This window comes from Salegentibacter agarivorans, from assembly GCF_900113135.1.
Taxonomy (GTDB): Bacteria; Bacteroidota; Bacteroidia; order Flavobacteriales; family Flavobacteriaceae; genus Salegentibacter; species Salegentibacter agarivorans.
The window spans coordinates 16,411-31,393 of sequence record NZ_FOOH01000014.1; the positions used below are offsets into that span (position 1 = coordinate 16,411).

Annotated in this window: 11 protein-coding genes; 10 read left to right on the forward strand and 1 reads right to left on the reverse strand. The window is 37.7% G+C overall.

Annotation, left to right across the window (positions count from 1 at the left end):
* Position 1 precedes the first annotated feature (1 nt).
* Positions 2-445 carry a hypothetical protein gene (locus BM084_RS11370; protein ID WP_075327992.1) on the forward strand — a complete coding sequence of 148 codons (444 nt, stop codon included), beginning with the start codon at positions 2-4 and terminating at the stop codon, positions 443-445.
* A 206-nt stretch (positions 446-651) separates the two neighbouring features.
* On the opposite strand, the gene BM084_RS11375 is transcribed toward BM084_RS11370, so the two are convergent.
* Positions 652-1,719, reverse strand: a complete 1,068-nt coding sequence (locus BM084_RS11375) for a WD40/YVTN/BNR-like repeat-containing protein (protein ID WP_093304809.1) — start codon at positions 1,717-1,719, stop codon at positions 652-654.
* A 269-nt stretch (positions 1,720-1,988) separates the two neighbouring features.
* Here BM084_RS11375 and BM084_RS11380 point away from each other — a divergent pair, with 269 nt between their 5' ends.
* The 9 genes from BM084_RS11380 to BM084_RS11420 all read left to right on the forward strand — a co-directional run bounded on the left by BM084_RS11380 (position 1,989) and on the right by BM084_RS11420 (position 14,968).
* Positions 1,989-3,206, forward strand: a complete 1,218-nt coding sequence (locus BM084_RS11380; RefSeq protein WP_093304811.1) for an RsmB/NOP family class I SAM-dependent RNA methyltransferase — start codon at positions 1,989-1,991, stop codon at positions 3,204-3,206.
* A gap of 76 nt (positions 3,207-3,282) precedes the next feature.
* Entirely contained in the window at positions 3,283-3,852 is a 570-nt protein-coding gene (locus BM084_RS11385) for a lamin tail domain-containing protein (RefSeq protein ID WP_093304813.1), read from the forward strand.
* 289 nt (positions 3,853-4,141) lie between these two features.
* Complete coding sequence (purL, locus tag BM084_RS11390; RefSeq protein ID WP_093304815.1) at positions 4,142-7,828, forward strand: phosphoribosylformylglycinamidine synthase; 3,687 nt, start codon at positions 4,142-4,144, stop codon at positions 7,826-7,828.
* 241 nt (positions 7,829-8,069) lie between these two features.
* Positions 8,070-9,851, forward strand: coding sequence for an AMP-dependent synthetase/ligase (locus BM084_RS11395; protein ID WP_093304817.1), 1,782 nt, complete (start codon positions 8,070-8,072; stop codon positions 9,849-9,851).
* A 162-nt stretch (positions 9,852-10,013) separates the two neighbouring features.
* On the forward strand, positions 10,014-10,466 hold the full coding sequence (locus BM084_RS11400) for a MarR family winged helix-turn-helix transcriptional regulator (RefSeq protein ID WP_075327253.1): 453 nt from the start codon (positions 10,014-10,016) through the stop codon (positions 10,464-10,466).
* A gap of 72 nt (positions 10,467-10,538) precedes the next feature.
* On the forward strand, positions 10,539-12,947 hold the full coding sequence (locus tag BM084_RS11405; protein ID WP_093304820.1) for a 3-hydroxyacyl-CoA dehydrogenase/enoyl-CoA hydratase family protein: 2,409 nt from the start codon (positions 10,539-10,541) through the stop codon (positions 12,945-12,947).
* Positions 12,948-12,995: 48 nt separating this feature from the next.
* Positions 12,996-13,325: a four helix bundle protein gene (locus BM084_RS11410; protein ID WP_093304823.1), complete on the forward strand. Its 330-nt coding sequence runs from the start codon at positions 12,996-12,998 to the stop codon at positions 13,323-13,325.
* 55 nt (positions 13,326-13,380) lie between these two features.
* Positions 13,381-14,571: an acetyl-CoA C-acyltransferase gene (locus BM084_RS11415; RefSeq protein ID WP_093304825.1), complete on the forward strand. Its 1,191-nt coding sequence runs from the start codon at positions 13,381-13,383 to the stop codon at positions 14,569-14,571.
* Positions 14,572-14,602: 31 nt separating this feature from the next.
* Positions 14,603-14,968, forward strand: a complete 366-nt coding sequence (locus tag BM084_RS11420; RefSeq protein ID WP_093304827.1) for a four helix bundle protein — start codon at positions 14,603-14,605, stop codon at positions 14,966-14,968.
* Positions 14,969-14,983: the final 15 nt, after the last annotated feature.

Below are 14,983 nucleotides of genomic sequence, written 5' to 3' on the forward strand. Positions count from 1 at the left end.
TATGAAAAACCTACTTATAATATTATTAATGTTTTCTGGATTGTGGGAAATGCAGTCCCAAAACAGAAGTGAATCTCATAGAGAGAAAATAAAGGAATTAAAAACTGCTTTTTTTACCCAGGAGTTAAACCTGGATAAACAAAAAGCTCAAAAATTTTGGCCAATTTATAATGAATATGAGTCTGAATTGCACGAATTGAGAAAACGAGAGCATAGAGATTTGCCTAATTTAGAATGTATTTCTGAAGATGAGGCCGAGGAAATGCTAAAAGAATACGTCATTATAGAAAGGCAGGATTATGTTCTTAAAGAGAAACTTTTCAAGGATTTGAAAGAAATAATGTCTTCTCAGGAAATTATTAAACTTCATAAATTGGAAGACGAATTTCATAAAAAATTGATTAAAGAATACCGATCTAGAAAAGATCGCGAAAATCAGGAATAATAAAGCAAAATCCTGGTTGGGCAATAAAAATCTCACCTGGTGAGTCTTAAAAGTTAGTTTTTTGGTTAGTTAGTAGTTAGTTAGCATCCCGGTAGGTTTTGCCTCCCGGGATTCTTTTTAATTCAAACTCCTCGAAAGGTAAGTTTACAGGATATAGTATTGATTATTCTTCCCCTAGAGGTGAGCCCAGAATATTTAAATCTCGATTATTGAGTAAAATTGAGCTTCGCAATCCTACCTTTTCCTGCAGCATACGCCACTGAGTCGTTTCTAAATCTTAAGGTATAAAAACCTTCTTTAGAAATTTCTTCCCAGGTTTTACCAGAGTCTTTAGAATATGAAATTCCGCTAAATCCAGTGGCTATTATTTTTTCTCCTCCACCATTAGGTACAAACCTCACACTACTTTTGTAGCCTGGCTCCTGCCCTTCTGCAATTAATTCCCAGGTTTTGCCACCATTTTTGGTAATAGTTTTATTCCCGGTATTTCCATTGGGTTTGGTATAATCTCCACCGATAATAATTCCGAAGTTTTCATCATAAAAATCCATACTATATCCGCCGGTTGTGGCTTCCCCATCTATTAAAGGAGTATTATAAACTTCCCAGGTTTTCCCTTTGTCTGGAGAGAAATAAATTCTGGATTTCATGCCGCCGGTTAAAATCCAGGTATTATCTCCTTCAATAGCTATATTAGAATTACTCGCTGCAAAAGCAGCTTCTCCTTCTATAACTTCAGGTAAAACATCGCAGTTTAACTTTTCCCAGGTTTTACCACCGTTACGAGTTATAATTATTGAAATACAATTATCGGTTGGGTCACCCATTGCAATTCCTTCCTCATTATTCCAAAAAGCCATGGCATCATAAAAAGCTTTTTCGTGCTCCTCTTTATAAACTAATTCCATCGCACCGGAATCTCCGGTTTTATAAAGTAAAGCGGGACTTCCAACGCTCAACATAAAAAAATCGTTATCTGTAGAAGCTACTGCTCTAAACTCGGGAACAAGTGTATCGTATTTTTGATTATTGGTTCGCCAGTTTTTATTATTAAAATTATACATCCCAAAAGTGGCATTATTTGCTGCGAAAGCCAGGTTATTCCCAATTATCTCAATCGCTCTAATACTCAAGGAATTATTTTCCAGAATAGGTTCTATAGTTACTGAAGTATATTCTATTTCAGGTTGTACCCGGTTTTCTTTTTCCGCTTGTTTCTCATTTTTACAGGCACTAAAAATTATAAAAAGACATAACAATAGAATTCTGTTCATAAGTTGAATTTAAATGTTCTGGTTAAAAAAATTACTTCGGCACAAACCTAAAAAGCTCTCCTCAAAAATATATGGTGATCTCGAGACAGTACTTATACTAATTCATCTCAATTATCAAATCAAATATAATTTTTTTCTGCAGCAAAACAGCCTATTGTGAGCTTATAAAGCGCCCTAAAACTTATTATTTAATATGTAGCCAGGCCTTGAAGCAATTAAACCACAATTGTCGACTAAAAAAATTACCTTTGCAAATTCAAAATTTAGTTATGCGGTTACACAGGAATTTGGTTTTTGCCACCATAGACGCCTTAAATGAAATATTCAACAATAATAAATATGCCGATAAGGTTATAGAGCAAACCCTAAAGCGCGATAAGCGTTGGGGGGCTCGCGATCGTAGTTTTATTGCTGAAACCGTTTACGATATTGTTCGGTGGAAAAGACTTTATGCTGAAATTGCTGAAGTTAAAGAACCTTTTGATCGTGAAAATTTATTTAGATTATTTACCGTTTGGGCTACCTTACGCGGAATTGCGCTCCCAGACTGGCCTCAATTTGCTGGCACACCTACCCGAAGAATTAAAGGAAAATTTGATAGTTTAAGTAAAATTAGAAAATACCGGGAATCTATTCCAGATTGGATGGATGAGCTTGGAGTAAAAGAACTTGGTGAAAAGGTGTGGGATAAAGAAATCGCAGCGCTAAATCAACAGGCGCCCGTTATTCTTCGCGCTAATACCTTAAAAACAAGTAAAGATAATTTACGCAGCGTTCTTAAAAACGAAGAAATTATTTCTGAACCTATAAAAGGGTATAAAGACGCTTTAAAACTGGAAGAACGCGGTAACGTTTTTAGAACGCAGGCTTTTAAAGATGGTTTTTTTGAAGTTCAGGATGCTTCTTCGCAAGTAGTAGCCGAATTTCTTGAAGTAGAACCCGGGATGCGCGTAGTAGATACTTGCGCCGGTGCCGGTGGTAAAACACTTCATCTCGCAGCTTTAATGGAAAACAAAGGCCAAATTATTGCTACCGATATCTACGGAAATAAACTCAAAGAACTTAAACGCCGCGCCAAACGTGCAGGTGCCCATAATATAGATCCGCGTGCCATAGATAGCACAAAAGTGATCAAGAAGCTTTACGGAACTGGAGATCGTGTGCTTATAGATTCCCCTTGTAGCGGCCTCGGAGTGTTAAGCCGAAATCCTGATGCCAAATGGAAATTGCAACCTGAATTTATAGACAATCTTATAAAAACACAGGCCGAAATTATTGAAACCTATTCCCGTATTGTAAAACCGGGAGGAAAAATGGTTTACGCAACCTGTTCGGTTTTACCTTCTGAAAATGAAAAGCAAGTAGAAAATTTTCTAAAAAATACTGAAGAAGGAAAAAAATTCAGATTGCTTAGAGATCAAACCCTGCTTTCTTCTGAAACCGGTTTTGACGGATTCTATATGGCACTTTTAGAAAAAAAGGTTTAAAGGTTTCTCCCCAAATTTTTAGAATCAATCAATTTCAGGTAAAATCACGCTATTTTTCCTGAAATTGATTTTTTTGATGAAAAATTTCTACTTTTTATTTCTTCTTATACTTTTTTATTCCTGTTCAGAAGACGGTACCTCAATTCCTGAAGAAAAACCGGAAGAAAATAATTTTTCTTCTGAAATCTTCTTTTCAGAATATGTAGAAGGCACCTCCTATAATAAAGCGCTGGAAATTGTAAATCTTACCGGAGAAAATATTAACCTGGAAACTAAAATTTATTCCATTAAAAAACAGTCTAATAGAACCGGCGATTGGATGGGCGAAGTTTTACTTGAAGGTGATTTAGCACATGAAGAAACTTTTGTGATAGGTAATGAATCGGCTCCTATTTCTAAAATTATTTCAGGATCTAATCAATTAAAAGCCGGTACACCTTTAGATTTTAACGGTAACGATCCTGTAGGGCTTTTCAAAAACGGGGAGTTAATAGATATTATTGGATATCTTGATACCGTTGAAGATTTTGCTAAAGACCAAACTTTAAGAAGAAAGAAATCTATAACAGAACCTTCTCTTGAATACAATCCCGATGACTGGGAATTTCTGGAAATGGATAATGTTGAAGATTTGGGTAGTTACTAAACTACGAAAGGAGTTATGTTATTGCGAGCGCGGGACGAGTCTGGCAATCTTTGGTTATAGTCCCGCTTATTTTAAAAGGAACTTATTTGAAAAAGTACAGATTGTGTCGCAGACGCCTAAAAAAACTCCTTCGCAATGCCAGTACTTTAAAAGAGCAATACTTAAAATTAAAGATCGGTTCGTGAATTCGTGGCAAAACCTTCACAATATTTTCTGCACTAACTTCCTAAAATATTTCCTTTAAAAAACCTAAATTTGTCTTTTCGCGAACAACACAAAACAACATAGAATGATCCTTTTCTTTGGAGACCAATCCACCAAGGTTTTTGCGGTAGAAACGCATACTAACCTTACGGCGCAAGACATTACTAAATTAAACTGGCTTTTTGGGAATACACAACAAATTAATAAATCTGCTCTGGCAGATTTTTTTGTTGGACCCCGTGCTGCAATGATCACTCCCTGGAGTACCAACGCGGTAGAGATCACCCAAAATATGGGAATAAATGGCATTATTAGAATTGAAGAATTTTTGCGAATAGATAAGAATTTTCACGATTTTGATCCAATGCTTTCTCAAAAATACGAAGGTTTAGACCAGGATATTTTTGATATTCATATTAATCCTGAACCTATTATTGAAATTGATGATATTGCGGCATATAACCAGCAGGAAGGTCTCGCACTTAATATAGAAGAGGTTGCTTATTTACAGGGCTTAGCCGATAAATTAGGTCGTAAACTCACAGATTCTGAAGTTTTTGGTTTCTCCCAGGTAAATTCTGAACATTGCCGCCACAAAATTTTCAATGGTACTTTTGTAATTGATGGAGAGGAAAAACCGAATTCGTTGTTCAAAATGATCAGAAAAACTTCCGAAGAAAATCCTAACGAAATTGTTTCTGCTTATAAAGATAATGTTGCTTTTATAAACGGGCCGCGAGTACAGCAATTTGCACCAAAACGCCCCGATGTTCCCGAATATTATGAAAATAAAGATTTTGATTCGGTAATTTCCATAAAAGCCGAAACTCATAATTTCCCCACCACGGTAGAACCATTTAATGGTGCTGCAACCGGAAGCGGTGGCGAAATTCGTGACAGGCTTGCCGGCGGAAAAGGTTCTTTACCTTTAGCCGGGACCGCGGTTTATATGACTTCTTATTCCAGGCTGGATAAAGACCGGAAATGGGAAAATGGAATGAAAGAACGCGATTGGTTGTACCAAACTCCAATGGATATTTTAATAAAAGCATCTAACGGGGCTTCAGATTTTGGAAATAAATTTGGACAACCTTTAATTTCAGGATCGGTACTTACTTTTGAACATACTGAGCACAATAGAAAATTAGGTTACGATAAAGTAATTATGCTTGCTGGCGGTATTGGTTACGGGAAAGCCAGTCAGGCACAAAAAGATATTCCGAAGAAAGGTGATAAAATTGTAATTCTTGGTGGTGAAAATTACCGGATTGGAATGGGCGGTGCCGCAGTTTCATCTGCAGACACCGGAGAATTAGGAAGCGGAATAGAATTAAACGCCATACAAAGAGCCAATCCCGAAATGCAAAAACGTGCCTCTAATGCGGTGCGTGGAATGGTAGAAAGTGAAGAAAACCCAATAGTTTCCATTCACGATCACGGTGCAGGTGGGCATTTAAATTGTTTAAGTGAACTTGTTGAAGAAACCGGGGGAAAAATAGATTTAGATAAATTGCCGGTTGGGGATCCTACCCTTTCAGCTAAAGAAATTATAGGAAACGAATCCCAGGAACGAATGGGACTGGTTATTGGCGGTAAAAATTATGAAATACTTCGCAGGGTTTCAGAACGTGAACGCTCCCCTATTTATCAGGTTGGTGATGTAACAGGCGATCATAGGTTTACTTTTGAAGGTTCAAAATCGGGTAAAAAACCAATGGACCTGGAACTTTCTGATATGTTTGGTAGCTCACCAAAAACCATAATGACCGATACATCGGTAAAACGTATTTATGCCGATTTAGAATATTCTTCAGAAGATATAAAAGATTATTTAACCCAGGTACTTCAATTAGAAGCCGTGGCCTGCAAAGACTGGTTAACCAATAAGGTGGACCGCTGTGTAACCGGGCGCGTGGCAAAACAACAAACCGCCGGGCCATTGCAGCTTCCGCTAAATAATTGCGGGGTGATGGCGCTGGATTATAATGGAAAAGAAGGTGTGGCCACTTCTATTGGTCACTCTCCTGTTTCGGCTTTAGTAGATCCGGTTGCGGGTTCTAAAAATTCAATTGGCGAGGCGCTTTCAAATATTATTTGGGCTCCGTTGGAAAAAGGCTTAAAATCTGTTTCGCTTTCAGCCAACTGGATGTGGCCTTGTAATAATGAAGGGGAAGATGCCAGGCTTTATGAAGCGGTGCGTGCGGTTTCAGATTTCGCGATTTCCCTGGGAATAAATGTTCCTACAGGAAAAGATTCGCTTTCCATGAAGCAACGCTATAAAGATGGCGAGGTACTTTCTCCCGGCACGGTAATAATTTCAGCTGCCGGGCATTGTGATGATATCACGAAAGTAGTTGAGCCGGTTTTACAGCCCCAAAGCCTCGGGGGCGGTGATATTTATTATATCAATTTATCACAGGATAATTTTAAACTGGGCGGATCTTCTTTAGCGCAAATTCTAAATAAAGTTGGGACAGAAGTTCCAACTATTAAAGACCATATAAAATTCGCTGATGCTTTTTATAATATTCAGGCATTAATTAAGCAGGATTTAATCCTGGCCGGGCACGATGTTGCTTCTGGTGGATTAATCACTACGCTTCTTGAAATGTGTTTTGCCGATACTAATCTTGGCGCAGATTTAGACCTTACCGCCTTGAATGAAAAAGACAGTGTAAAATTATTATTCAACGAAAACTGCGGAATTGTTTTCCAGGCAAAAGATGAGACTGCGGAACAAGTACTTACTGATAATAATGTTGAATTCTTTAAAATTGGAAAAGTAACGGAAGGAAACGAACTAAAAATCAAGAACGGCGCAGAAAATCTCAGTTTCAATATTCCTGAAATGCGAGATGTTTGGTATAAAACTTCCTTCCTATTAGATCAGAAACAAAGCGGTGTAGATAAGGCTACTGAGCGATTCAATAATTACAAAAATCAACCACTGGAATTTAAATTCCCTTATGGATTTACCGGTCAGCTTCCATTCCAATCTGATTTATTGGAGAAGCCTACCAAAGCTATTAAAGCGGCGATTATTCGTGAAAAAGGTTCTAATTCTGAACGTGAAATGGCCCGTGCGATGCACTTAGCCGGTTTTGAGGTTAAAGATGTACATATGACCGATTTAATCTCGGGAAGGGAAACCCTGGAAGATATTCAGTTTATAGCAGCCGTAGGAGGATTCTCAAATTCAGATGTTTTGGGCAGTGCAAAAGGTTGGGCAGGAGCTTTCTTATATAACGAAAAAGCTAAAAATACGCTCGATAATTTCTTTGAAAGAGAAGATACCTTATCGCTTGGAGTATGCAACGGTTGCCAGCTTTTTATTGAGTTAGGATTAATAAATCCAGACCACGAAAAGAAACCGAAAATGCTTCATAATGCATCGCATAAATTTGAATGTAATTTTACTTCCGTAGAAATTATGGAAAACAAATCGGTGATGCTATCCACACTTTCTGGAAGTAAACTCGGTATTTGGGCTGCTCACGGTGAGGGGAAATTTAGCTTTCCTTATAAAAAAGAGCATTATAATATTGTAGGAGAATACGGCTATGATAAATATCCAGCCAATCCAAATGGCTCTAACCACAATACAGCTATACTTACCGACGATACCGGAAGACATTTGGTTATGATGCCGCACTTAGAACGCTCTACCTTTCCCTGGAATTGGGCCTATTACCCAAAAGACAGGAAAGACGATAAAGTAAGTCCGTGGCTTGAAGCCTTTGTGAATGCCAGAAAATGGTTAGATAAAAAATAATTTTTCTTCAGCATTATTTAAACGCCCAATGATATTTTTATTGTTGGGCGTTTCTAATTTAATTCAATGATTATCAATTTAATAAATAGCCCTATAGGTATAAAACTGTTATAAATAGAATAGCTATATTCTTTAAAGAATTTATATTCTTAGTAATATATCTATGTTTATTTTAATATTTCAATTTGAAATAGGCTACAAATTTGCTATTTTGCAAAGTATATAATAATGCTACACCCAAATGGATAAACCAACAAGACTTTTTGACTTTCCTTATTTTCAACTGGAAAAACACGCTTTAGATAAGTCGTTAGTCACAAAATATAATGGAGAATGGAAAGCACTTTCCACCCAGGAATATATTGATAAGGCAAATGCAATAAGCCGTGGATTATTGCGATTGGGTATAAAACCAAACGATAAAATTGCTATAATTTCTACGAGTAACCGTACAGAATGGAATGTAATGGATATTGGGGTTTTGCAAACAGGTGCGCAAACTGTACCTATTTATCCTACAATTTCTGAAGATGATTATCAATATGTATTAGATCACAGTGAGGCCGTTTTTTGCTTTGTATCAGATAAAGAAGTACTGGATAAACTAAATTCTATTAAACACGATACCAAACTTAAAGAGGTCTATACTTTTGATGAAATAGAAGGTTCTAAAAACTGGACTGAAGTATTAGAGCTGGGAGACGATAAAAGCAACCAGGACGAGGTTGAACAATTAAAGAAAGCGGTTAAGCCAGATGATCTTGCAACTTTAATATATACATCAGGAACTACCGGGAGGCCAAAAGGAGTTATGCTTTCCCACAATAACCTGGTGAGTAATGTAATGGATAGCTCTAAGCGTGTTCCTTTTGAAAGGGGAACTTATGTTGCGCTTAGTTTCTTACCGGTTTGCCACGTTTTTGAAAGAATGATACTTTATTTATATCAATATTATTCAGTATCAATTCATTTTGCCGAATCTATAGAAAAAATTAGCGATAACCTCAAGGAAGTAAAACCCCACGTAATTACTGCGGTTCCAAGACTTTTAGAAAAAGTCTACGATAAAATTATTGCCAAAGGTTCTACCGTTGGTGGCGTTAAGCAAAAATTATTTTTCTGGGCCGTAGAACTTGGTTTGGAATATGAACCATACGGCGCAAATGGATGGTGGTATGAAACCCGACTTAAACTTGCCAGAAAACTTATTTTCTCTAAATGGAAAGAAGGTTTAGGCGGAAATATTGAGTTGATTGTTTCAGGTTCGGCAGCGCTTCAACCGCGTTTGGCACGTGTTTTTGCCGCAGCTGACATTCCGGTGATGGAAGGTTACGGATTAACCGAAACTTCACCGGTAATTGCAGTAAACGATCAGAGAGATAAAGGTTTCCGAATTGGAACAGTAGGAAGACCTATAGATAACGTAACAGTTAAAATTGCAGAAGACGGTGAAATTCTCGCTAAAGGACCAAATGTAATGCTTGGTTATTACAAGGAGCCGGAAAAAACAAAAGAGGTTTTAAACGGTGATCAATTTTTCCATACCGGTGATATTGGAGAGCTGGATAAAGATGGTTTCCTTAAAATTACCGATCGTAAAAAGGAAATGTTTAAAACATCGGGAGGAAAATATGTAGCACCACAAATTATTGAGAACACGATGAAACAATCTCGATTTATCGAACAAATAATGGTAATTGGCGACGGCGAAAAAATGCCGGCGGCGCTTATTCAACCAAATTTCGAGTTTGTAGAAGAATGGGCCAGACGTAAAAATATTGATATTGGTGATGGCTCTGAAAAAGCTATTGCTGAAAATACCCAGGTTAAAGAACGTATTCAGGAGGAAGTAGATTTTTATAATGAGAAGTTCGGGAAATGGGAGCGTGTAAAAGTTGTTGAACTCACCCCTGAAGTCTGGGGGATTGAAGAAGGGCACCTCACGCCAACAATGAAATTAAAACGTAGGAATATTAAAGATCGCTATAAGAAATTATACGAGAAGATTTACAGACCTTCATAATTACAGATTATTTATAACTTAAGTTAAAACCCTTCTTTTCGAAGGGTTTTTTTATGCATTTCTCATAAATTTACTCAAATAATAGAATGTCCTGATTATTTATTCCATTTTATTATGCGTGCATAATATATTTTTCTTAACTTTGAGAATCAACATTCAAAAATGAAGGAAAAGACCATAGATTATGTTTTACGTGCCACCTGGATGGCGGTATCAAAAATGTATAATGAAGAAGCCGGTAAGGCCGGCAGCACTATGTCTACCGGTTTTGCACTTTTAAGCATAGACCCCGAAAACGGAACTCCTTCTACCTCGCTTGGTCCTAAAATGGGAATGGAAGCGACTAGCTTATCCCGAATCCTTAAAACTATGGAAGATAAAGGATTAATTCTGCGTAAAAAAAACCCAAAAGATGGTCGCAGCGTCCTTATCTATTTAACCGATTTTGGCCGGGAAATGCGGGAATATTCCAAAAAAGTGGTTCTACGCTTTGATGAAGCCGTAAAGGAAAACGTTTCAGAAGAAGATCTAAAAACCTTTACAGAGGTAGCTAATACAATTTTAAACCTTATTTCTGAAAAGAAAATTTATAAAGAAGAAATTAAAATTGAATAGACCTCGCAGGTTCACAAACCTGTACAATTAAGTTAATAATCGAAAACCTTATAGTAAAACCAGATAAAAATTATGAAGAGAAGAATTAATAAAGTAGCGGTAATCGGTTCCGGAATTATGGGAAGCGGTATTGCCTGCCACTTCGCCAATATTGGCGTAGAAGTTCTCTTGCTGGATATCGTCCCGCGGGAACTCAATGAGAAAGAGAAGAAAAAAGGACTCACTTTAGAAGATAAGGAAGTTAGAGACCGCCTGGTAAATGAATCTTTGCAAGCTTCTTTAAAATCCAAGCCCTCTCCTATTTATCATAAAGATTTTGCCAATCGTATAGAAACCGGAAATATGGAAGATGATATTTCTAAGGTTTCTGAAGCAGATTGGATTATTGAGGTAGTAGTAGAACGCCTGGATATTAAGCAGCAGGTGTTTGAAAAACTGGAAAAACATCGTAAAAAAGGAACGCTAATTACTTCCAATACTTCGGGAATTCCTATTCAGCAAATGAATGAAGGAAGAAGCGAAGATTTTCAGCAGCATTTCTGCGGAACACACTTTTTTAACCCACCGCGTTACCTGAAATTATTTGAAATTATCCCGGGACCAGACACGAAACCGGAAGTTCTTGAGTTTCTTAACGAATATGGCGAAAAATTCCTTGGTAAGAAATCGGTATTAGCTAAAGACACTCCGGCGTTTATTGGTAACCGAATTGGTATTTTCAGCATTATGAGCCTTTTCCATATGGTTAAAGATATGGATATGACCATTGAAGAAGTAGACAAACTTACGGGGCCGGTTATTGGACGCCAGAAATCGGCGACTTTCCGTACGGTAGATGTAGTTGGTTTAGATACTTTGGTACACGTAGCCAACGGGCTTCATAAAGGTGTTCCAAACGATGAGGCCAACGAACTTTTTGCTTTACCAGATTTTATCCAGACGATGATGGATAACGAATGGTTGGGTAGCAAAACCAATAATACCGGATTTTACAAAAAAGTAAAGAAAGAAGATGGTTCCAGCGAAATCAAGTCTTTAGACTTAGATAAAATGGAATATCGCGATAGAAAAAGCGCGAAATTCGATGTGCTGGAACAAACCAAAACTATAGATAACCTGGAGGACCGCTATGAAGTTTTAGTTGGTGATAAAGGAAAAGCCGGTGAATTTTACCGTAAAAACTTTGCAGCATTATTCGCTTATGTTTCTAACCGAATTCCAGAAATCTCCGATGAACTTTATAAAATTGATGATGGTGTAAAAGCCGGATTTGGTTGGGAGCACGGTCCATTCCAAATGTGGGATGCCCTTGGCGTAAAGAAAGGTGTTGAAATGATGAAAGCCGAAGGTAAAGAACCGGCGGCCTGGGTAAATGAGATGTTGGAAAATGGTAAAGACTCTTTTTACACCGTAAAAGAAGGCAATACCTATTATTACGATATTCAGAAAAAGGATTATACCAAAATTCCTGGTCAGGATGCATTTATCATTTTAGATAATATTCGTGAATCAAAAGAAGTTTTCAGCAACAGCGGCGTTGTAGTTGAAGATCTTGGCGATGGAATCCTGAATGTGGAATTCCGCAGTAAAATGAACGCCATTGGTGGTGATGTTTTAGACGGCATCAACAAAGCCATAGATATGGCCGAAAAAGATTACCAGGGATTAGTAGTCGCAAATAACGGAAAGAACTTTTCTGTTGGAGCAAACATTGGGATGATCTTTATGATGGCTGTAGAGCAGGAATATGAAGAGCTTAATATGGCGATTAAATATTTCCAGGATACGATGATGCGTATGCGCTACTCCTCCATTCCTACCGTAGCTGCCCCACATTCGATGACACTTGGTGGTGGATGTGAACTTTCACTACACGCCGATAAAGTGGTAGCAGCAGCCGAAACTTATATTGGTTTGGTTGAATTTGGCGTTGGGGTAATTCCCGGCGGTGGAGGTTCTAAAGAAATGACCGTTCGCGCTGCAGATACTTATGAAAAAGATGATGTAGAATTAAATCGATTAAGAGAACATTTCCTAACTATAGGAATGGCAAAGGTTTCTACTTCGGCTCACGAGGCATTCGATTTGAATATACTTCAGAAAGGAAAAGATATCGTAGTGGTGAACCAGGAACGACAATTAACCATCGCAAAGAAACACGCATTGTTAATGGCTGAAAATGGATATACAAAACCAATTCACCGTACCGATATTAAAGTGCTCGGGAAACAAGCCTTAGGGGCTTTCTTGGTAGGAACCGACCAAATGAACGCCGGAAAATATATTAGCGACCATGATAAGAAAATCGCAAACAAACTGGCTTATGTAATGGCCGGAGGAGACCTTTCAGAACCACAAATGGTTAGTGAACAATACCTGTTAGATCTGGAAAGAGAAGCATTCCTTTCCCTAACCGGAGAACGCAAAACCTTAGAACGACTTCAGCATATGTTGAAGAAAGGCAAACCATTGAGAAATTAGTAGTGAGTATTTAGGATAGAATAGTGAGTAAGCATAAAAATCAGAGATATGCACCATTTAAATGATTTAAAAATTTGGAATAAAGCAATGGATATTGCTGAAAAAACTTACCTACTCTCTGCTAATTTTCCAACTGAAGAAAAATTTGGTTTAACAAGTCAGATAAGAAGCGCTGCTGGTTCGGTTCCTTCCAATATTGCTGAAGGAGCGGGTAGAAATACTAAAGGAAAATTTAAAAATTTCTTATGTATAGCCAACGCTTCTTTTTATGAACTGTATACGCACTTGATTCTTTTGCATAGACTTGAAGAAGAAAAAGTTAAACCGGTTTCGTCTGAAGTTTTTGAGGTTCAAAAAATGAATTATGCATTAATGTAATCGTTAGCGGTTTGAGTTTTCTCAATACTCAATCCTAACATCTAAATACTAAAAAATGAACAAAACAGCATACATAGTAAAAGCATACAGAACAGCCGTGGGGAAAGCTCCCCGTGGGGTGTTCAGGTTTAAGCGTCCAGATGATCTGGCTGCAGAAACCATAGAATATATGATGAAGCAATTACCCGATTTTGATAAAACCAGGATCGATGATGTAATTGTTGGAAATGCGATGCCCGAAGCAGAGCAAGGCCTTAACGTTGGGCGTTTAATCTCATTAATGAGTTTAGATACCGATAAGGTTCCCGGGATGACAGTTAACCGTTATTGCGCTTCGGGACTCGAAACCATCGCGATTGCTTCGGCAAAAATCCAAAGTGGAATGGCCGATTGTATTATCGCCGGTGGCGCCGAAAGTATGAGCTACATTCCAATGGGCGGTTACAAACCGGTTCCCAATTATAAAACTGCCAAGGAAGGTAACGAAGATTATTACTGGGGAATGGGGCTTACTGCAGAAGCAGTAGCCGAGAAATACAAGGTTTCCCGGGAAGACCAGGATGAATTTGCCTTTAATTCTCATCAAAAAGCATTGAAAGCTCAGGAAGAAGATCGCTTTCAGGACCAGATTGTCCCTATAGATGTTGAAGAAACTTTTGTAGGGAAAGACGGTAAGAAGCAAACCAAAACTTATACGGTAAATAAAGATGAAGGGCCGCGTGCCGATACCTCTAAACAAGTTTTAGGGAAACTAAGACCAGTTTTTGCCGAAGGCGGAAGTGTAACAGCAGGGAACTCATCACAAATGAGTGATGGCGCCGCTTTTGTAATGGTGATGAGTGAAGAAATGGTGAAAGAATTTAATCTTGAACCAATTGCAAGGATGGTGAGTTATGCGCCTGTAGGTGTAGATCCTCGAATTATGGGAATTGGGCCGGTTCATGCTATTCCAAAAGCTTTAAAACAAGCCGGATTAAAACAAGACGATATGCAACTTATTGAATTGAATGAAGCTTTTGCTTCACAATCTCTAGCGGTAATAAGGGAGCTCGGATTAAATCCTGAAACCCTTAATCCGAATGGAGGGGCAATTTCTATGGGTCACCCGCTGGGTTGTACAGGAGCAAAACTTTCAGTTCAAATCTTTGACGAAATGCGCAAACGCAATCTAAAAGACAAATACGCTATGGTAACCATGTGCGTAGGAACCGGACAGGGAGCTGCTGGGATCTATGAAGTATTTTAAATGATGAATGTTTAATGTTAAATGAATAAGATTGAAAAGTGAGAACATCATAGTAGACAAAACCTTTAAGTTTTCTCTTGATATTATCTCGCTTTTCAAAAAACTTCAAGAGGAAAGGGAGTTTATAATTTCCAGGCAATTATTAAAATCTGCAACAAGTATTGGCGCTAATGTAGAAGAAGCAAACGCGGCACAATCAAAGCGAGATTTTATAAGTAAAATGTCAATCGCTTCCAAGGAAGCCAGGGAAACTAAATACTGGCTAAGACTTTTGGAAGATTCAGAAATAACAAAAATTGAAGTTTCACATTATTTAAATGAAATCACACATATAATAAACATCATAACTAAAATTATAATTACAGCTCAAAAAAACATTAATAACACTGAATTATAAAAGCTTGATCATTTA

What these genes read in the sequence shown, in the direction of transcription:
- BM084_RS11415 (WP_093304825.1), top strand. Translation starts at nt 13,381, where the DNA reads ATGAACAAAACAGCATACATAGTAAAAGCATACAGAACAGCCGTGGGG.
- BM084_RS11380 (WP_093304811.1), top strand. Translation starts at nt 1,989, where the DNA reads ATGCGGTTACACAGGAATTTGGTTTTTGCCACCATAGACGCCTTAAAT.
- BM084_RS11410 (WP_093304823.1), top strand. Translation starts at nt 12,996, where the DNA reads ATGCACCATTTAAATGATTTAAAAATTTGGAATAAAGCAATGGATATT.
- BM084_RS11370 (WP_075327992.1), top strand. Translation starts at nt 2, where the DNA reads ATGAAAAACCTACTTATAATATTATTAATGTTTTCTGGATTGTGGGAA.
- BM084_RS11405 (WP_093304820.1), top strand. Translation starts at nt 10,539, where the DNA reads ATGAAGAGAAGAATTAATAAAGTAGCGGTAATCGGTTCCGGAATTATG.
- BM084_RS11400 (WP_075327253.1), top strand. Translation starts at nt 10,014, where the DNA reads ATGAAGGAAAAGACCATAGATTATGTTTTACGTGCCACCTGGATGGCG.
- BM084_RS11385 (WP_093304813.1), top strand. Translation starts at nt 3,283, where the DNA reads ATGAAAAATTTCTACTTTTTATTTCTTCTTATACTTTTTTATTCCTGT.
- BM084_RS11375 (WP_093304809.1), bottom strand. Translation starts at nt 1,719, where the DNA reads ATGAACAGAATTCTATTGTTATGTCTTTTTATAATTTTTAGTGCCTGT.
- BM084_RS11395 (WP_093304817.1), top strand. Translation starts at nt 8,070, where the DNA reads ATGGATAAACCAACAAGACTTTTTGACTTTCCTTATTTTCAACTGGAA.
- purL (WP_093304815.1), top strand. Translation starts at nt 4,142, where the DNA reads ATGATCCTTTTCTTTGGAGACCAATCCACCAAGGTTTTTGCGGTAGAA.